A 20,345-nucleotide genomic window follows, 5' to 3' on the forward strand; every position below is an offset into this window, starting at 1 on the left:
TTGATTTTTAATGATTTAGACATTGTTTAAAAAACTTCTAAAAAAGTACAAAAAATCTGTAAGGAGTGCGCGTTTCATCGCTCTAACTAAACAGCTAACAAAGAGAAAACTAATCATTGCCTTGAGAATGACACAACATTCTCAATGTCCTTCCAGGGGTAAGAGGTGGAACATCCTTTTACCCTATTTTTTTATCGGGGTATTTTTTTCTGCAAGTCATTAAACAATTGATTTAATTGACTTAATTAATTTTTCGAGCATGAGGGTACTGCTATTAACGATATTATGGGGACTGCCCTGCATCGTTTTCGGGCAACAGGTCAACTTCGAAGATGATTTTTCGGATCAGGATATTTCAGGCTGGTCAGGAGATACCGGAAATTTCATCTTTTCGGAAGAAAACGGCAACATTCTGCTTCAGCAAAATGCTTCCGGCGCCGGCATTTCTTACCTGAGCATACCATCTACAAATACCGCCGGGTATTGGGAATTCTTTATAAGGTTTGATGGATTTAGTCCCTCTGACGGAAATAAAGCAGAAGTATACCTGATGAGCGATAGTCAGGATTTGACCACAGCCCTCAACGGATACAAACTTCGGGGCGGGGAAAATGGCAGCGAAGATGTCTTTCGGTTATTCAGAATTACCAATGGCAGTGAACAAAATGAAATCCTGACGGGCTCTACAGATATCAGTTCAGGTGGAGATTTCCGCGTTAAAGTAACCCGGGACGTTTCCGGCAACTGGACGCTTGAAGTAGGTCAAGGTTATGCAGGCGCGCTCACTGTTGAAGACACCGGAACCGACAACACCTATTCTTCTGCCTCTTTCTTTGGATTTAAGAACACCTATTCTTCCACCCGCTCCAATCTTTTCTACTACGATTTCAAAATTGACATCCCTCCTATTGAAGTAAGCTCTGTCTCTGTAGTCAACGAAACAGAAATTGATGTCGCCTTCTCAAGAAGTATTGACTTTACTACCGTACAGTCGTCTGATTTTGTACTAAATCCCGGGGGCATAAATCCCCAATCTGTAAATCAGCAAAGTGGGGATACCATCCGTATTTCTTTTTCTTCGGCTATTTCCAGCGGACCGAATTCTCTCACCATTTCGGGAATTGAAGATGGTGCCAATGAAACTTCCCTGGCAGATACTACTTTTTCGTTTTTTGTATATGATGAATATCAGGCCGGAGATGTTATCATCAACGAGTTTCTGAAGGACCCGCCTCCCGGAACCGCAGAATATGTTGAGCTTCGAAATACCTCATCCCGGTATCTCAACCTCCAGAACTGGCAGCTTGGAGATAACAATTCCCTGAGTACGCTTTCTTTTACCGATTTCACTCTGCTTCCTGATAGTTTCGTCGTTATTTCATCTGATACTTCGACTCTGAATAATTTTTATGGGGAAGCGTATTATCTGCAGACTCCGCTGCCTGCTTTCAACAATGGGGAAGATCAAATTCGGCTTTTTGATGAGAACGGTGTTTCCATCGACTCCCTGCAGTATGACTCTGAATGGGGAGGCGAAGATGTGGCACTGGAACGCCGGAATCCATTCGTATCTTCTTTTTTTAAGGAGAATTGGGGGAATAGTCCAAATCCTGATTTTGGAACACCCGGCACTTCCAATCAAATTCAACCCGACAACACCCCGCCATTTATTCTCTCATTAGAAGTTGAAGACAGTGAAACGTTATTACTGATCGTTTCGGAGCGTTTGGAGTCGGGTTCTGCTCAAAATTTGAGTAATTATGTACTGAGTCAAAATCCTAAACCCGGCGCAGGTACTCCTGCTCTTCCCGGAATTTCAGCCATCAATCAGCTGGCATCAGACACCCTGCGAATTACATTGGATGGAGAATTGCAGGAATACAATGGAACCTGGACATTAACCACCAATAATCTCACCGATATTTTTGGAAACACTACTACCCGGGAAGTGGAGTTCAACTACTTTGTGATCTTTACGGCTGAGCCAAGTCAGGTTGTCATCAATGAATTTATGTATGATCCCGCTGATGGTTTTTCGGAATTCATAGAACTCTACAACCACTCCGATAGTTCGTTCAACCTTCAAAACTGGACGTTCAGTGATAATACCGGAGATGATGAAACCATCGTTAACAGCACCTTTGTACTACCTGCCGGAGAGTATGTAATCCTCACTCCTGATAGCACCATCGCTACTTCCTTTCCCGACATTTCCCTCATTGATATGGGAAGCCGGTTTTCCTCCCTGAATAACAGTTCAGATGCCATTATTATCAAAAATAAGAATGGAATTATCATCGATTCCCTTTCTTACAAAAATGACTGGGGCGGTGAAGAAATTTCTTTGGAAAGAAGAACCCCTGAGGTAAACGGAACCTACAGAGAAAATTGGGGAGACTCCCCTTCAGAAAACTTAGCCACTCCCGGAGCCATAAATGAGATTACTGAGGATACAAATCCACCAGAACTTATTGAAGTTTCCCTAATCGAAGATGACATTGTCCGGGTTATCTACTCAGAAAGGGTACAAATAGGACCTGCAGAAAACACAGGTAACTATATGCTGTCTGGAGAATCTCCAACTCTGCCGGGGCTTGAATCGGTCTCTGTTATTGCTCCAGATACCATTTTTCTTCAGTATGACACAGAATTTCAAAGCCCGGCAGAGGGAATTACCTATGTGCTTGATGTTTCTAACCAAATTGATGTTTTCGGAAATGTATCGGCCACCCTTTCCTCTTCTTTCTTTTTGATTGAATACGCTAAAGCTGATTCAGGAGAAGTAGCTCTTAATGAGTTTATGTATGATCCAACAGAAGGATTCTCAGAATTTGTGGAGCTGGTAAATCGTACCGACAGCTCCTTCAATCTGCAGGGCTGGACGTTCAATGATAATTCCGGAAACAAACGGGTCATATCGGATACAGCTTATACTTTCCCTCCAAACTCTTATCTGGTTCTTCTCCCCGACAGCACCCTCTTTGAGATATATCCCAATATACCTGCACTTTCAATCGGCAGTCGCTTTTCATCATTAAATAACTCCAGTGACGCCATTGTAATCAGGAATGAAAGCGGAGCACTTATTGACTCCCTCACCTATACATCTGACTGGGGCGGAAATGAACGCTCGCTGGAACGAAGAAGTCTTGACTATGCAGCTACTCTGCAACCCAACTGGGGTGATTCACCTGCTGAGGAAAGCGCCACCCCCGGAACTCCCAATCAGATCCAGCAAGATGACATTCCGCCAAACATTGAATCACTTGCTGTACTTAACGATAGTACGCTTAGAGTCATCTTTACAGAACAGGTTCAAGAGTCACCAGCCACAACCGCTGAAAACTATGTTATAAGCTATCCTGCGAGTTTAGAAGAAGCGCCTGATGCTCCACAATCCATAAATTTCTCTGCTCCCGATACCGTGGTGATTTCATTTCCCTCCCGCATTCCCCGTGAACAAGATGGAACCATCTACACCCTCATTATAAACAATCAGGCTGACGTATTTGGCAATACAGCCGATGAACTGCAGGAAGATTTTTTTCTTATTGATTTAGCCACAGCCGGCCAAAATGATGTGGTGATTAACGAGTTCATGTATGAACCGGAAGATAACTTCACGGAGTTTATTGAGCTTTATAATCCCACCAACCAAAACTACGATCTCCGAAACTGGACGCTCAATGACAACACCGGAAACCGTCGGGAAATCATCTCAGAAAGTTATAAACTAACTTTAAACTCATATGTCATTCTTGTGCCTGACAGTTCATTTCTGGAAATCTTTCCAAATCGGCCAACTATAGTACTGGGAAGTCGATTCTCTTCTTTGAATAACAGTACCGATGCGATTGTGATCCATAATGCCGACAGCGTGCTGATCGACTCATTAACCTATACGTCTGACTGGGGTGGCGAAGGAGTATCTCTTGAAAGACGAAGGCCTGATTTCCCCGCTGTATACAAGGAAAACTGGGGTGATTCTCCCAATCAACATAAGGCTACACCGGGACGTGCTAACGACATTGAGCAAGATGAACAGCCACCGGTTTCAGAGGATGCGTTCATTATCGCTGCTGATTCCATCCGGGTTATTTTTGATGAGCGTGTTGATTCCATTCTGGCTAACAATCCCGACAATTACTCCATTTCTCCGGCAATAGCCATCAGTGGAATTACGAACTATTCGGGCGATTCACTTACCATAGCTCTCGGTTCAAACATGACCAGCGGAGAGACCTACACTATCACAGTACAGAATCTCGAAGACATATTCGGTAATGTTCTGACCTCAGTTTCCATTGAGCTTGAATACATCCTGGTTTCGCAGGTTAATCGCGGTGATGTGATTATAAATGAGATTTTATATCGGAGGGAAAATGCTGAGTCTGAAGAGTTTATTGAGCTGTTCAACCGAACATCCAGCAATTTCGATCTTACAGGCTGGACATTTTCAGATGCCACCGGTTCAACAACCATTCCGGAAGGAACTCTTATCCTGAGCAACAAATACCTGGTGCTTACCGATTCGGAGGAGTTTGTAAATGGAAATTCTTCTTCCAAACGTAAATCAGATATTAATGCGGTGTATCTATCTGGATTTCCGTCACTCAATGATGATGAAGATGCAGCAGTCATCAAAGATGAAAACGGGGTGATTGTTGACAGTTTGTTTTATAGAGAAATATGGGGAGGAAATGAGCCGGGTGTTTCACTGGAGCGAAAAGATCCTGAATCGGCTTCCAACGATGCGAGCAACTGGGCTTCAAGCACTTCCGAAACCGGAAACAGCGCAGGAGAACAAAGTTCAACCTATGAACCCGATCAGACCCCACCGGAAATTGTCTTTGCAAAGCTGCAACCGGGTGGCAAGATTTATGTAGCTTTTTCTGAGTTTATACGCTCTTCTGGTACAGGGCCGATTTCCATAAATGACGCCCCGGCATCTATAACGGAGTATGATGAGGACAATGCTAATATCGTCATTGTTGGAGATGATGCTTACCCAATCGGTGAGCCTTTGACGATAACATTCGGGAACGTAATTGATTTCAGGGGCAATACTGCAGAAGATCTTGGCATCGAAGTTTCTCAGCCTTTGTCTGCCGGAAATGTAGTAATCAATGAAATCCTATTCGATCCATTGGCCAATTCTGACGACAACCTCCCGGATCAAACCGAATATGTGGAATTCTATAATGGTGCAGATTATGCTGTCTCTCTGGAAGGCTTTTTTATTCATGATGAACCGGACGAGAATGATGAAATAAGAACCATTGAACCTGTTTCCTCACAGTTTCGATGGATTCCAGCCAAAGGTACTATTGTGTTTTATGCGGAAGATGAATCACAGGAATTTGCTGAAAGCAGACTTGCCCGGTATTTTGAATTGCAGGACGAAAATAGTCAGGCTTTTATACGTGCAGATAGATCCAATTTAAGCCTTGCTTCTTCTGATGACGCCATCTACCTGTCTGACAGTACGGGAGCAACCATCGACTCCGTATTCTATGATGAAAGCTGGCACAACCCGAACCTCTTCGACATTAACGGAGTTGCTTTAGAACGCATTGATCCCGACGGACCCGGCAATGATGAATCCAACTGGAGTTCCAGTACAGAGGTAAGCGGAGGTACACCGGGACGTCAGAATTCTATTTTTCAGCAAGCCGGAGCAGGACCCGATGATACCGGTATTGCCTTCACTCCCAACCCATTCTCTCCCGATGATGATGGCTTCGAGGATAATCTCTTCATCAACTATAAACTTGAAGAAGCGGACTACCTGTTACGTGTCCGCATTTTTGATCGTTATGGACGGGAAGTCCGCGAACTGGCTGATGGAAAGCAAGCCGGTTTTGAAGGCTCTTTAATCTGGGATGGTTTGAAGGACGACGGAAATAAAAACCGGGTAGGAATCTACATTGTACTTTTCGAAGCCTATAACAGCGCGGAAGGCAAGAATAAGACCTTTAAGAAAACGGTGGTGTTAGCAAAGAAATTTTAACGTTAGTTGTTACCGGTAATAATTTAAATGATATTAATAACCTGAGTTCGATTTATAATATGAACCAAAAAGCCAATGAATGTCATTCCTGCGAAGGCAGGAATCTAATTGCTGCCACTTAATCAATAGATGATGCTTTAAATGCAATTAGATTTCGGGCATGCGCCGCGAAATGACCACCAGATTTATCATAAATATTACTTTTTAATGCTTTCATCTGAACCGAAATCCTTCATTATGAAAAAAGCCAGTCTGCTATTTCTAACCTTTGTTTTTGGGTTTACATCTATACAGGCACAGGATTCTACTCAAACAAGTACCTCATGGGTTCAAACTGGAATTGGTCTCAGTTTTGTTCAAAATATAGATGATGCAACTTCCGCACTTCTGGGATTTCAAATCCAGCACAATAATCACCTTTTCTCTTTCCGTACTTCAATTACGGGTAGTATTATCGGTACTTCTTATCAAGACTTTGGAATATTATATGGTCAAATTTTCACGCCTTTAGATTCCAGGTTTTTTGGATCAATGAGTTTAGGAGCCGGATTTAGTTTAACCAATCAAAGTAATCTTTGCCTTTTCGGGTGTGGATCGAGCTCTTCTTCCGTAAAGGCTAAGTTTACAGTACCTGTGCAAGCCAGTTTCCAGTATCGACCAATAAAGTTTTTAGGTCTTGGGATTACAGGAATAGGCAATTTCAGCACTTATCGAAGTTATTCAGGATTGTTATTTTCCATCCATTTAGGAAGATTCAGAGATTAAAAATCCAGTGGGAATTCACGTTCAATTTTTTGAAACTTAAAATAGCCCCTTGAAAAAATAAACCTTTTAAATAGTAGTTTAGCCCAGGAAATTTTAAATTGGATTACTATGAAGCATTTGTTTTTAGTCTTGTTTATCTGTTCAGGTTTTTTTCAACATATTCTAGCACAGAAAAAAGCCCCAGGCTTCTTGGTTGTTTACTTCAATGGTGAGTCAGCAATCATTTCTCCAATTAATGACCAAAATTATATGATGGTGAATTATGGAGATACTCTAGAATTTCAACCAGGTACTCACTCCTTGACTATATCGTACCCCAACTCATTTGACCGTAAATTCAATGTGCTTATTGAATCAGGACAAATCCACAAGTTTACATTTAATAACAGACAGCTAAGTGATAAAATTGAAGAAGGTTACTTTAAAAACAGTTCGTATTACTATTTATTAAATCAGGTAAATACAATTATTGTAAGTGACGAAAATGCCAATATATATCTGGGTGATAATAAAATAAGTACCGGAGTAGCTTTCCTTAACATCAATGAATCTTCATTTTCTATAAAAGCAGAGTTATCCTCAAAAAACTTTTCCAAGACTTGGAATCACACACATGTAACCGATTCTAGAAATTATTACCAACACTTCTTACGACCTGATAAAAAAATATTGCTTAGAAAAAGTTTTTTACCTGGAATGGCTCATTTTTATAAGTACGAACGTACAAAAGGAATGTTATTTTTAACAGGCTTTATAATAACATCTGGAACCTCTTTGGCTTTCCTTTCTTCTTATAAGAACCAAATGAATTCCTACAATAAAACTTATAGTAATTACAAGTCTGAAGAAGATGAAACAAGGGCAACAGAACTTGGAAAAATTTTATTCAATAAGGATAAAAAAATTACCAGAACAAGAAATATAATATATGCTACAAGCCTTTTAACAGCAGGTGTTTACATCTACAATATTATTGACGGTCAAACTCCCCCAAGTATTGGTTTTCGTAACTCCGGTGATTCATATTTAAATCTTAGTATCGAGAATGATATGATTGGTCTTAAAGGTCTAATAAGTTTTTAAAAATGAAACATCTTATTTATTACTTTTTGCTTGCAGTTTTCTTCATTGGTTGTGAAGTGCCTAACTTCTATCGTAATAACCCTAATGATGCAGGCTCTAAATCATTTATACCAGACTCCGTTACAAACCTAAAAGCTGAAATAACCGACCGCCTTAGTTATCCCTTCCATGTAAATGATGTTGTTCGCTTAAGCTGGTCTGACGAAAGTGAGTTTGAAAAAGGGTTTCGGATACTTAGAAAAGGCCCAATTGATGAACGGATTTTAATTGCTGAACTTCCTCCTAATAAAACTTCAATTACTGATACGGTTAAGAAAGGCGGACATTATGTTTATGAAGTTCAAACAGTTGGTACTGAATCTTCAAGTTCTTCATTTAAAGTGTTAGAAGTATCACATATCGTTGAAGGGCCAAAAATGACTACCGATAAGTCATTGTCTGGTACTTACTTGGTTCCATTAAAAGATTTTAACTATCTGGTTACAGCTCAAAATGTAAACTCAAGAATTCAGCCTGAAATATATAATTTTGAAACTAACTCATGGAACGTAACAGACTTTCCTAGTACAGCTAGTAGCTTTACCGCTTACTTACAACCTGATCACAACATTGTTATTGGCATGGATAAGTATGAGTATTTCTATTACAACGTAAATACTAAAAGTGCATCTTCAAAAAAATATTTCTCGGAGCTTAACAATAATTGGTCTAGAAAAAATTTCCACTCAGTTTATTTTGATCAAGAGAACATCCTAATTGTTACGATACATAGTGATGAAGTCTATCTTTTTAATCCTCTGGAACAAACACTTAATAAATTGTCATCCATGAATTTTGAGTATTCAACTAATTTTTCACTAGTAAAAATTAGTGATGAAGAAGCATTGGCAGTTGGTAGTGAAAAGATTAAAAAATTCGATCTCAAGAAAAGAAATTGGGAAACACTAACTGATTTAGAATTTACTCTTACCGATCCAGTTACAATAAAAATTAATGAAGAAGAAATTCTCATCTTTGATAGAAACAATTCTTCTGGCGATACAAAATATCCGATATATAGATATAACTTTAGGGAAAAATCTTACCATTTATCAGCCTACCTTGAAAATAGACCAATTTATATTTATAACCCAGCATATAATAGTGTAACTTTTAAACTTGATAATGGTACTATTCTCATCTTTACTAAAAATTCATCTACTTACCAGATCTATAATCCTTCTAATGAAAAAGTCTCTCGACCAATAAGATCATTTATTTATAGGGATATAGTGGGCTCCGCAAAATTGCCAAATGGTGCTTTTCTTATACCTACATATTATTACAATAGTCACTTCTTTCGTCTTGACAGTGAATAGTCTAATCTAAAACTCAACATTCACCTTCATCCCGCCAAACCAATTACGGGGAGCTGCCGGCTGGTAGTAGCGTTCACCAAAAGCATTCAAGTCATTACCCAGGCTGTATTTTTCATCCAATAGGTTGTCGATGCCCACAAAGAAATCGAAGGTCCAGTTTTCGATAAGTTCTTTTCTGAAACCTAGTTTGGTCTGCACCAGGTGATAAGGATTGGAATACACGGTGTTCCCGTCATTCAGCGGAATCTCATCAGTGAAGTTATAGGACAGATTCCCATAAAACCCGGGTTCTGTATTGGCATTGAGTGTAGAAACTACGGTATGTGGTGCAACACCCGTTAATTTATTTCCGGAATAATCATTGCCATCTTTCACATAGTTTACGAATTCAAAATCGTGATAGGTGTAAGACAAACTCCAGTCCAGCTGCTGAAGAAAATTTGCCGGATTTCTGATAACCGCCCAGTTTGTAGCCAGCTCCACTCCATACTGATCAGTAGCGCCCGCATTCCTGAAAATAACGGTTGAGTTCCGATCTGACTGCTGTTGCACAATGGTTTCTTCCAGCTTGAAATAGAACGTGGTCAAATCATACGTGATTCGGGCTTCTGCAAATGTACCGCGGGCCCCCACTTCAAAATTGGTTCCCTGTTCAGCCTCTAAGTCTAAAGCAATGCTTCCTTCATTGGTTCTGAACTCTTCAATGGTTGGAGGCGAAAACCCATAGCTGATGCTGCCATGCAGAGAAAGCCCCGGACTAAATTTCTTCAACAACCCAATTCGGGGGATGATCTCAGGATCGAAAGTTTTTTCAGCGAGTCCGGTTGTATCGTCCGGAAGGTTCGTAACCAATCGGTTCAAACTATACTCCAGACGGTTGTAGCTGAGTCCAGCTGTAAGATAAAATTCAGCCGGCAAATCAATTTCCGTATTTAAAAATATGAGTGATGACTGAATCTTGATTTCATCATCAAAGTTAAGTGCGCCCACTTTGCTGGTATCGTTTTCGAAATTTCGGGCTGCATAGTTCGCTGCCTGAAATTCACCACCGACTGTAAACCTCGTTCTCACTTCCCCGATGTCGGTATCAAAATAGAAACGGGTTCGTCCGCCGCCCGATTTCCGGCTGTCTTTTTTGTAATCCAGGTTGAAGGGATTTTCAAACGCGCTAAAGGTTCCATACACCGCAGTGAGATTGGAGATATTGTCCGAAATCTGAACATCATGACTGATTCCTGCCAAAAAAGATTGCTGATCGATACTCGCGTTCGATTCCACACTTCCCAATACAAATGGATTTCCCGGCCGTGCCTGACTCGGATCATTCTGAAATTGCTCCAGCGTTAATCCCCCCGGAATTCCATAATTCAAATCCGAATACAAGAAACTGGTTTTAATGACCTGTTTGTCATTTAGCTGAAAACGCCCTGATAATTCTGCCGTCTGTCGGCTGAAGAACGTCTGGTCCCGGTAGCCATCGGCATGCTGATTGGAATAATTGAAACGCAAACTTCCCTGTTCAAATTGATTTTGGGCATAAGCGGTATACCGCAACAATCCATAGGAGCCAATCATGGAACCTGCTCCAACTTCATTTTGGTTCGACTGACGGCTTTCAAGTAGCAGAGCCCCTCCGTTTCCGGCTCCATAAATACTCCCGGCCGGACCGCGAATCACCTCAACTTCCTGCATATTGATTACATCCAGCAGATTCAGGAACGTGCTTCCGGAAGGTTCGGTAAAGGGAATCCCGTTCCAGTAGATTTTTACGTTTCGAACTCCAAACGGCGCTCTCAGAGAACTTCCCCGAATAGCTACCCTATAACTTCCCGGGGCTCTTTGCTCCAGTCGCACACCGGGAACCGTATTCAATCCATACAAAAGAGAACTTTCGTCAAACCCGCCAATGAGCTCTGCTTTAATATTGGTGATGGCGCCGGGCGTTTCCATTACGCTTCGATTGCCTTCGTAGCCTACAACTACAACTTCCCCGAGGTCAGCTTTGAGAGTGTCAATATTCTGGCGGGCTAAAAGCTGGGCTGGAATGAGGTTACATGCTAATAATAGAAAAACTGCTGATTTTTTGTCCATAGGAACAAATTACAAAGCCTTGTATTAAGATTTAAGAATTGAATACCTTCTGACAACAAATAATTCACTACCGAGTACTCATTTGCAAGATTTAAAGAACGCACCCATAGGCATTTTCGACTCAGGTATTGGCGGACTGACTGTAGCAAAGGCGGTCATCGACGCACTGCCCAACGAAGATATCATTTATTTCGGGGACACTGCCCGGGTTCCATACGGAATCAAATCAGAAGAAACGGTACGCGCTTATGCTCTTGAGATTACTAATTTTTTATTGAAGCGTGGCGTGAAGATGATCCTGATTGCCTGCAATACCGTTTCGGCATCGGCTAAAGAAGAGATTATTCAGGCCGCCGGGGACATTCCAGTTTTAGACGTAATTACTGCAGGAACCAAAAATGCCATCAACCTTCCAAATCACCGGCATGTTGGAGTTATTGGAACGTTGGCCACAGTGAACTCCCAGGCTTATGCTAAATCCATTCATGCCTACGACCCAACCATCAAAGTTACTCAACAAGCCTGCCCGATTTTGGTTTCCTTAGCCGAAGAAGGCTGGATTGATAACGATGTGGCGATTCAAACTTTACATCATTACCTGGATGATTTTAATGAAAGCGGGATTCAGTCACTGATTCTTGGGTGTACGCACTACCCCTTGTTTAAAGATGTAATCCCTAAAGTTCTGAAAGACGGAACTATCGAAATCATTGACTCGGCAGAGTCGATTGCTGAATCAGCCAAATCTAAACTGGACGAATTAAGTCTGCTGAATGAATCCGGTGGTGACTTCCAGTGCTACGTGAGTGATCGCCCACAGCGATTTCACGAGCTTGCCGAACGTTTTTTGGGCAAAAGCCTGAATGGCGTGGAAGTGGTAAGTTTGGGGTAAAGAGCTTTCATCTAACAGATTTCAGCTGTCAGTTTTTGTGCTTGAAAAAACAGACAGCTGATTACTGATAACTACTCTCCTTTCTTAACAGCTACTTTGTATAGCCAAATCATAAAGCAAATAGCTGCTCCAACTCCCAGCAAGTCCGTTAGCCAGCCCAAACCCTCAGGCATAATACGCAGTGCATCCGTACTTTCGAAAAGGGCGAATGGAATAGCGAGAATAATCCCAATCAAGGCTTCCCCGGTAATCAAACCCGATGAAAACAGCAGTCCTTTACGCTCGGCTGAAGTTTCCGCTTCTTCAGGACTTTCCCCATTCTCAATGGCGCGATTTCTAACAAAGCGGGCAGCGGTCCAGGCAATCATTCCACCTATGAAAATGGGCACAGATAACTCTACCGGAAGATAGATTCCTACGGCAACAGCGAGAACCGGTGTTCTGAATTCACTTCCTTTACGTTTTAAAATCTGATCCAAAATGATAATCGCTACGGCAATCAAACCACCAATAATAATCATCGCCCATTCCAGATTTTGAGCAAATACACCTTCAGCAACCGATTGCATCAGGGTAGCCTGTGGAGCCGTCAGCATTTCTTCGGGATTCATCCCTTCCCGCGGGAAAACGCCACCCAACCCATACGCATTGAATAATAAACTCAAAATCGGAGCGATTACTAAAGCAGCAGCTACCACACCAACTACCTGCATGATTTGCTGTTTGTAGGGCGTGGCTCCCACAATTTGTCCAGCTTTTAAATCCTGCAGATTATCACCAGCTAATGCAGCGGCACAAGCAATCATCGCACCTACAATAATTGCAGCTGCCGCAGCTGTCGTCGCTTTATCCATATCAGCGGTAAAATCGACCTGACCTCCCAAAATAGCCAGCAAACAGAGCGAGGTTGCAAGCACCGTAGCTATCGTCACCCCAGAAATCGGGTTATTGGATGAACCGACCAAACCGGCCATATATCCCGCCACAGACGAAAATAAAAATCCGGCAAAAAGTGAGAAAACAACTCCAAATGTAATAGCTGTCCAATAGGCTCCGCTGCTTACTGCCAAATGCTCGATGTCAATGACATACATAAATACAATGAAGATCGGGATTGCCAATCCAATAATCCCCCACACTACAATATTGATAGGCGTATCCAATTCTGTTCTCGGGATGTTTCCAGCCCCATCGTTTTTCAATTCCTTCACTGCTGCCATCGATGATTTAATTCCATCTACCAGCGGTTTGGCCAGAGAAATCAGCGCCCAGACTCCCCCCACTACCATAGCACCTACGCCGAGATACCGTATTTTTTGACTCCAGATAGCCAGCGCAGCATCATATCCTTCAGCTGCTCCCACAATAGCCGCGATCTCTTCAGGGCTGCTAACTGCCATGTAAATCGGAATACCGAACAGCCATGAGATCAATCCACCCACAAAAATGAGTACCGCAATATTCAACCCTACGATATACCCAACGGCTAAAAGCGCCACCGATAAATCGGCTCCCATCCCGAAAATGGATTTCCCTGCTTTTACGGATCCTCCAACAGAACCGGCAAAAATCTTCAAGCCGGTCTGACTAAGCTTGAACAGAGCAGCGGCTATACCGGCCTGAATAATCGTCTTGATACCAGCTCCGCCTTCGGTTCCGGCTTTAAGAACCTCACCTGTAGCCACACCTTCCGGAAACTGAAGATCGCTTTCAACAATTAAAGCCCTTCTAAGTGGGATCGTAAAGAGCACTCCCAAAATTCCCCCAAACATGGCAATAGCAGCTGTTTCCATAAAAGGGAAATCCAGCCAGTATTTTAGCAAGATCAGTGCAGGGAGGGTGAAAATCACACCCGCTGCGAGCGACTCACCTGCTGATGCTGCCGTTTGTACAATGTTATTTTCGAGGATATTGGATTCCTTAAAGAGCCTCAGTACTGCCATCGAAATAACCGCTGCCGGAATGGACGCAGAAACCGTCATTCCCACTTTAAGACCCAAATAGGCATTCGCTCCGGCCAGAATCGCCGATAACAAAAAGCCCAGAATAACAGCTTTGACAGTAATTTGTGGAAGATCATCTTCCGGGGACACAAACGGGGTAAATCCTTTCTTACTCATAGGTTCTATATGGCTAAATTTGGGTTTGCCGTAAATAACGAATTTTCATCTTTGATGCATAATATTTGGTGGGCTGTTAGATTTTTAGGATAAAAATAGTAATGTCCCCTTTACTGTGACCCAATTGTTATATAGTTAACCCGATCATTATATATACATCGCTATGAACAAACTTATCGTACTACTCGCACTGCTCATCGGAAGCTTTTCGGTTTCTGATTATGATGAAACCCCGGCTTCCGAAAATCTTTCAAAAACCAATTTTGACATCGATGATTTCAGCTGGCTGGTAGGCTCCTGGACCGGAGATGGTTTTGGGGGAATATCCCACGAAACCTGGGCTGAACCGGTGAACGGAACCATGATGGGGATGTACCGTCATATCAATGCAGATGGGGAACTGGTGTTTTATGAATTCCTGCTGCTGGATGAAACCGAGCTTAAGCTGAAGCACTTCCACCCCGACCTGACCGGCTGGGAGGAAAAGGATGACATGACTTCATTCGAGATGATCAGCTTTACAAAGGATAAAATTGAAATGAAAGGGCTGACTTTTGAAAAGAAATCAGATACTGAGATCGTTATTTCCCTTAGAATGAGGAGAAATGGGGAGCCTCATACTGAGGTTTTTAATATGAAGCGGGATTAATTAGTTATTAGAATGAAATACTCGTTGAATCCTTAATAACTCATCAATCAAAACTCTAAACCCCTCAAAATTCTCAACTGTATTATGTTCACCGTCATCAAAATTTGATTCGATGACCTTCTTTGCATCTCTTAGTTTACTTACATGACTATATTTTGAAGCATTATTAATTTTTTCTTCAAAAAACGGCTTGTAAAAAGACACGGGAAAGTAATCTTCTAATACAAAAAAACTATCGGTCCAGCCTGATGTTTTTTTATGATAGATAGATTTAATATTTGTCATACTAGAGTCACTTACAATTTCATCTACACCCTCTTTACCTCTGATGCCTTGGGTATCCTTATCGAATAAACAAATACATAATTGTTCATCCCTTAAATGGTTCATAAAAACCTCTTTCAGAACCTGTACTACATTCTGGGCACCACCACAAGGGAAAATTACAAATTCGAAATTTGTATACCCTAATAAATCCAAGGCTTTACTTAAATATTTGTAATCTGTTTTCCCTTCCACAAGTAGAATATCTCTAGTCGTTGTTAGGCCAAGATTGGCATCAAAAACAGTAAAATGCCCTTCCGTTAGTCTCTCAATTAATTGTAGTTTATCAATTTCTTTTATTCTTGATTCTCCACCCTCGCTTACCACCATTTCAATATTTTGATTTGGGAAAGAGTGCGTTAATGTCGGCGAATGAGTCGTTAGGATATTTTCTCGATTTGCATAGCCGCTAAATATATTCTTAAGCTCTTTTTTTCGAGAAATATGAACATGAGAGTCTGGCTCATCGAAGAGGATAAGAGAATTCTCATCGCCCAATACTTCTAAAATCAATTGAATCAATATTAACTTTTTCTCGCCTTCACTCAGTGATTTTACTGTTTGGCCATTATTAAATGATAACGTTACGCTCTTGACTAATTTATCCCCTTTCGGCATTGTTGCCGCCATGAGGTATTTAAAAAAGTCTACTTCACTTGAAATCAGACGTTCAAGTAATCCTTTTAGCTCATCAAGAGTATAACTTTCTTCCCTTTTTTTATTCGGGTTAATAGTTCTGACAAAATTGACAACTGGGTTTTGTGGCCAACTATCTAATAACCTATTATTAAATTCAAAACTGATCTTATCTATAGAAGAAACACCCAAAGTTTCTACACAGAAATTTTTTATATCCTCAAAAGAATCAAAATCATAAAAAAAGAAGGTTAGTAAAGCGATATCCCAATAATATCGATTGACAAAAATTAGAGGTAGTTCAGGTATCTCACTACCTTTTAATGCCTGCACATAGTCATCATAGACTGGCTTATAATAAGCTGTCCAGATTCTGTCTTCCTCACCACTATAGCAGCAGATAACCTGATTTGGTAAAAACTCATCTCTTATTCGGTCATCTTCATTGTCTACTTTAACTCTTAATTCGTCTGTAGTCGTTTTGTATACAATTTTTATTTCTTTTCCATCAAGATCATAACTTAAGTCGTAGCTGAAACCTGGATTAAAACCTCTATCAAATAGCCCTCTAAAAATGGCACTAATAGCTTCTAAAATGTTGCTCTTTCCACTGCCATTGTTACCGATTAGAACAGTAATCCCATTTTTATCTTGAAAATCAATTTGTAACCCTTTAAGGTTTTTAAATGTTGTGGAAATCTTGAGTTTTTTTAGCTTCATTGACCTCGAAAAATTTCATCTTTAAATGCTATGATGGCATTAATATCATTATTTTTTGCATTTCTTTTTAGTTCTGCAATCTCTCTATATCTAGTTGCTAATTTATCCGAAATTTCATTTTGAATATCTAAAGGCAGCAATGGGAAAATAATTTTTTTCGTGTTTCCAATACCCAGCTCAGTCTGATTTGTAGATTGAGCTGACTTAATAAGGTTAATCTGTCTTTGACAATATTCTGAGTTAATCAAGAAAACAATAAACTGAGGATTTAGCTTTTTTCTATTTACCCTAAGTAATAACATGTGGCTATCATACATTAATCCTTCAAATTCATTGGTAACATAACTCGCTCTGCCAATTGTACCTTCACCTGTAGAATTAATCAGAATATCACCCTCTTTGGTAAATTGGTTTTTATTAATTCCATCCAACCATTTCTTTTTTACTTTTCTTGCATGTTCTAATTTAATTTCATTCCATCTGTTACATTTCTGATTTAAAATAATAGCATCAGAATTTTTATCATAAACTGGACTCTTACCTCTTCTTAATTCTTCATAAAGAGAACTATCGGATTCAAAAGAGAATGTCGGATATGTTTTTGAATCAAATGAACTGTTAAACAACAGGTTATCTACACTCCATTCTAAAATTTCTTTATATCGAATAAACTGAAGACCATTAATATCCTTTTCTTTCGGCTTTTCAAGTCCTACTTTTTCGAATAGATAAGATTTCAACCTTAATTTCATTTCTGAAACCTTCTTTCGATTGCCTTTTGCCCGAGAGGAAAAATCTTTATAAATATTTAGAATCCTAATTTGTTCTGTTTTTTCTGGTAAAGGAACAGTTTGATTAAGAAACATTTCTAAATCAATTCTCTGCCTGTTGGTAGTACCACTACTACAACTTTGAGCAAAAGAAATAAATTCTTTAGTAGATGTTAATAAGACAAAAAACTGAGGTAATATTTTTTCAGTATCAATATCAAAAACTGGAAAATCATTAGTCACCATCGCTCCATCTAACTCCTCCGGTACTATTCCAAAAGCTCCATTTCGAGCATCAATTTTGGACATAATAAACTGGCCCGCACTTGCCCTGTATTGTCGCTTTGTCCCAATATCTTTTCCAAATTTCCAGTCTCTTTCTTCAACACCATTTCCATTAATCTTTACCGTTACTTGTTGGTATTCCACTTCATCTTGAACATGAATTATATCTCTTCTTCTTTTTAAAAAGCTTCCTATAGGAGCCAAGTCAAACTTTTCATTATAGGAAAAAGACGTTTCCAACAGGTAGCGCACACTCCAGTTCGTTAATTGGGCTAAACTTGTTTTCTGTAAATAAGAATTACCTATAAATGCCGTCATTTAAACATCCCTAATAAACTATGCTGAGTAAAAAATCTCAGGTTCACCTTCACCTGCAATAGCTAAACGAGTAATCTCAGATTCGTCAGTTATATTGTAGGTCACATTCTTGTATTTATTTTCCCAAAGCTTATGGGATTCTCGATAATTTTTAAACTCTTTTGCCAATGGCTCCAACTCATTTTCTATTTTTGCTCCGGTTGTACTAATTCCTGCTTTTTCTACCTCAGCAATAGGAATTTCATAGTCAAACTCACGTTTAATTGTAGCCCTTATTTCTGTTTTAATTTGTTCTTTAAGATCGCGCAATTCTCTTCTTAATTCTTTTTTTCTTTCTTTTGAAGGAGCTTCTTTACCTTTTTTAGAAAGCTCTTCCTCAATAGGATCAACTTTCTCTTTGAAATCAGCCTCTACCTTTTTCTTCGACTCCTTTGCAATTCTATTCCAATCAGCTGCTTCCTCTTCTGTAAACTTTTTAAAGAAAACCAAACTTGGCTTAACAGTAGCACCAGAGGCTACAAAAACATCCTGAGGTATAGAGGTAATTAAAATGATTTTGGCTTTGCTTTCTACAAAGTCACGTACCCTCTGAAGATTAGTTGTATTTAGTACTCCCTCTGGTAATACAATTCCCATTCGTCCACCGGGCTTGAGTAAATTCAAACATCGCTCAATGAACAAAACCTCGGTAAGTTTGCTCATTTTTCCAGTTTTAAATAGACTCAAAATAGGTTTATCAACATTATTATTAACCTGCTTTAAAGCCTCTTTATATGCTTTACCATACTTTTTTTGATACTTATCTATCTTTTCTTGATCAGTATATCGGTCTGCTTCCGTTATTTTTAAAGATTTCTCAACCCTTGAACCAAATGGAGGATTAGTAAGGATAATATCAAACCGATTTTCAAAAATGCCATTTATATTGAGCAACCCATCATTATGATGAACACCACCATGACCATCCCCGTGCATAATCATATTCATTTTTGCAGTTCTACTCATTCTTGGATTCGCATCCGTGCCATAAATACAGTCATAGGAAAGAGCTCTTAACCGACTCTTATCATTGTTAATATCCAGCTCGGTATTAAGCTTATTGAATAAATCGTTTACCTTAGCATCGACCTTTTCTTTTTCCTCTTCTGGTAAAGCTTCATAATCCTCTGTATAAAACTCACTCTTTATTTTTTCTTTCTCTTTATGAAGCTCTTCTTCTATTTGAGATCTTACATATTCAAACGCTTTTATTAGAAACCCACCGCTCCCACAACAAGGATCACAAATTACTTCTCCCTCTTTTGGATCTAACACTTCAACTATAAAATCAACTATGGTTCGTGGTGTAAAAAACTGTCCCAACTCTCCTCTAAAAGTTCTACCAAGAAATTTTTCAAATGCGATTCCTTTTACATCATCTGATGTTGTCGATAAATTATATTTCTCGAGCTCTTTTACAATTGCTTCAAAACTATTTTCTCGAATTCTAATAGTTTCATTCTCATCAAATAGATCATCATCTTTAAATTCAGTTTTTGTTTTCTCAAACAACTTTTGATAAAAGGGAAGATCTGTTTTAGCCCTATACTTTGCGTCATGCTCTTTGCCCCTTTTAAACTCTTCTTCCGAAAATAATTGACCAGTTGAATTGTCCCTTTCGTACCTAATCTTTATAAATAGAATTTTGCTAATTTCATCAAATGCAGCTTCTGGCGAAAGCTTATCATTATTACGAATTATATTGTGGCATTTGAAAAGTAGCTTCGAAAATTCATCTCTTGTAAACGCCTTAGTTTGGCTAAGAAGATCCTTAATTTTCTTTTCATTGTTAATGTCTTTGGCATGAGGAATATCAATAATCTCATCCAGTTGCTTAGGCATCTTCCCTTTTAGAACATTAAATACTTTCGTCTCTTTTAGGTTTGATGTTATAAAGAAATCAGCCCCTGCCCAAGCCGCATAATTGTAACCTTGAAAGTAATCTTCCTCAATAATAGTGATGTGTTCAGCCTTACACTCGACTACGATTATTGGACTGTTACTTTTCAGCTTATCATTCTCACTTTTCCAAATAACAATATCTGCCTGTGCCCTTCCTTGTCCTCGTTGGGAATTATTCACCTGAACTTCCTGATCCATTTGTTTCAAGTCATAGCCATAGTGATCAATAAGTTTACAAATGTATTTTTGCCTTACTTCCTCTTCTGGCGTTAAGACAAGCCATTTATCTTTTAGAGGAGAAAAAATCTTGCCTTCTTTAATTTTAATATCCATACAAAGCTTCATTACTTAGTTCAAAACATAAATATATGATAATACTTCAG

11 protein-coding genes are annotated in these 20,345 nt (G+C 39.7%); 6 read left to right on the plus strand and 5 right to left on the minus strand.

Going from position 1 to position 20,345, the window contains the following annotated elements; all coding sequences use genetic code 11:
* Positions 1 to 259 precede the first annotated feature (259 nt).
* The 4 genes from RIB15_RS09935 to RIB15_RS09950 all read left to right on the plus strand — a co-directional run bounded on the left by RIB15_RS09935 (position 260) and on the right by RIB15_RS09950 (position 9,216).
* On the plus strand, positions 260 to 6,010 hold the full coding sequence (locus tag RIB15_RS09935) for a lamin tail domain-containing protein (RefSeq protein WP_350201993.1): 5,751 nt from the start codon (positions 260 to 262) through the stop codon (positions 6,008 to 6,010).
* A gap of 237 nt (positions 6,011 to 6,247) precedes the next feature.
* A complete protein-coding gene (locus RIB15_RS09940) occupies positions 6,248 to 6,775 on the plus strand; it encodes a hypothetical protein (RefSeq protein ID WP_350201994.1) in 528 nt (175 codons plus the stop codon).
* A 108-nt stretch (positions 6,776 to 6,883) separates the two neighbouring features.
* Positions 6,884 to 7,858 (plus strand): hypothetical protein, encoded by a 975-nt coding sequence (locus RIB15_RS09945; protein WP_350201995.1) that lies wholly within the window; start codon positions 6,884 to 6,886, stop codon positions 7,856 to 7,858.
* 2 nt (positions 7,859 to 7,860) lie between these two features.
* Positions 7,861 to 9,216 carry a hypothetical protein gene (locus RIB15_RS09950; protein ID WP_350201996.1) on the plus strand — a complete coding sequence of 452 codons (1,356 nt, stop codon included), beginning with the start codon at positions 7,861 to 7,863 and terminating at the stop codon, positions 9,214 to 9,216.
* A 6-nt stretch (positions 9,217 to 9,222) separates the two neighbouring features.
* Here the strand turns inward: RIB15_RS09950 and RIB15_RS09955 are convergent, their stop codons facing one another.
* On the minus strand, positions 9,223 to 11,307 hold the full coding sequence (locus RIB15_RS09955) for a TonB-dependent receptor family protein (RefSeq protein ID WP_350201997.1): 2,085 nt from the start codon (positions 11,305 to 11,307) through the stop codon (positions 9,223 to 9,225).
* A gap of 82 nt (positions 11,308 to 11,389) precedes the next feature.
* Here RIB15_RS09955 and murI point away from each other — a divergent pair, with 82 nt between their 5' ends.
* Positions 11,390 to 12,199, plus strand: coding sequence for a glutamate racemase (murI, locus tag RIB15_RS09960; protein WP_350201998.1), 810 nt, complete (start codon positions 11,390 to 11,392; stop codon positions 12,197 to 12,199).
* 71 nt (positions 12,200 to 12,270) lie between these two features.
* On the opposite strand, the gene RIB15_RS09965 is transcribed toward murI, so the two are convergent.
* Positions 12,271 to 14,319, minus strand: a complete 2,049-nt coding sequence (locus RIB15_RS09965) for an OPT family oligopeptide transporter (RefSeq protein ID WP_350201999.1) — start codon at positions 14,317 to 14,319, stop codon at positions 12,271 to 12,273.
* 163 nt (positions 14,320 to 14,482) lie between these two features.
* Between RIB15_RS09965 and RIB15_RS09970 the strand changes: the two genes are divergently transcribed.
* Positions 14,483 to 14,968 carry a DUF6265 family protein gene (locus RIB15_RS09970; RefSeq protein ID WP_350202000.1) on the plus strand — a complete coding sequence of 162 codons (486 nt, stop codon included), beginning with the start codon at positions 14,483 to 14,485 and terminating at the stop codon, positions 14,966 to 14,968.
* On the opposite strand, the gene RIB15_RS09975 is transcribed toward RIB15_RS09970, so the two are convergent.
* The 3 genes from RIB15_RS09975 to RIB15_RS09985 are packed head-to-tail and all read right to left on the minus strand — an operon-like array spanning position 14,969 to position 20,295.
* Positions 14,969 to 16,648, minus strand: coding sequence for an ATP-dependent nuclease (locus RIB15_RS09975; protein WP_350202001.1), 1,680 nt, complete (start codon positions 16,646 to 16,648; stop codon positions 14,969 to 14,971).
* Complete coding sequence (locus RIB15_RS09980) at positions 16,645 to 18,021, minus strand: restriction endonuclease subunit S (RefSeq protein ID WP_350202002.1); 1,377 nt, start codon at positions 18,019 to 18,021, stop codon at positions 16,645 to 16,647. Before RIB15_RS09980 ends, RIB15_RS09975 begins: the two co-directional genes overlap by 4 nt.
* Before the next feature lie 18 nt (positions 18,022 to 18,039).
* Positions 18,040 to 20,295: an N-6 DNA methylase gene (locus tag RIB15_RS09985; RefSeq protein WP_350202003.1), complete on the minus strand. Its 2,256-nt coding sequence runs from the start codon at positions 20,293 to 20,295 to the stop codon at positions 18,040 to 18,042.
* Positions 20,296 to 20,345: the final 50 nt, after the last annotated feature.

This window comes from Gracilimonas sp. (genome assembly GCF_040218225.1).
Taxonomy (GTDB): domain Bacteria; phylum Bacteroidota; class Rhodothermia; order Balneolales; family Balneolaceae; genus Gracilimonas.

Bases quoted from the DNA above. Each gene is read 5' to 3' on its own strand.
- RIB15_RS09935 (WP_350201993.1), top strand. From the start codon at position 260: ATGAGGGTACTGCTATTAACGATATTATGGGGACTGCCCTGCATCGTT.
- RIB15_RS09940 (WP_350201994.1), top strand. From the start codon at position 6,248: ATGAAAAAAGCCAGTCTGCTATTTCTAACCTTTGTTTTTGGGTTTACA.
- RIB15_RS09945 (WP_350201995.1), top strand. From the start codon at position 6,884: ATGAAGCATTTGTTTTTAGTCTTGTTTATCTGTTCAGGTTTTTTTCAA.
- RIB15_RS09950 (WP_350201996.1), top strand. From the start codon at position 7,861: ATGAAACATCTTATTTATTACTTTTTGCTTGCAGTTTTCTTCATTGGT.
- RIB15_RS09955 (WP_350201997.1), bottom strand. From the start codon at position 11,307: ATGGACAAAAAATCAGCAGTTTTTCTATTATTAGCATGTAACCTCATT.
- RIB15_RS09965 (WP_350201999.1), bottom strand. From the start codon at position 14,319: ATGAGTAAGAAAGGATTTACCCCGTTTGTGTCCCCGGAAGATGATCTT.
- RIB15_RS09970 (WP_350202000.1), top strand. From the start codon at position 14,483: ATGAACAAACTTATCGTACTACTCGCACTGCTCATCGGAAGCTTTTCG.
- RIB15_RS09975 (WP_350202001.1), bottom strand. From the start codon at position 16,648: ATGAAGCTAAAAAAACTCAAGATTTCCACAACATTTAAAAACCTTAAA.
- RIB15_RS09980 (WP_350202002.1), bottom strand. From the start codon at position 18,021: ATGACGGCATTTATAGGTAATTCTTATTTACAGAAAACAAGTTTAGCC.
- RIB15_RS09985 (WP_350202003.1), bottom strand. From the start codon at position 20,295: ATGGATATTAAAATTAAAGAAGGCAAGATTTTTTCTCCTCTAAAAGAT.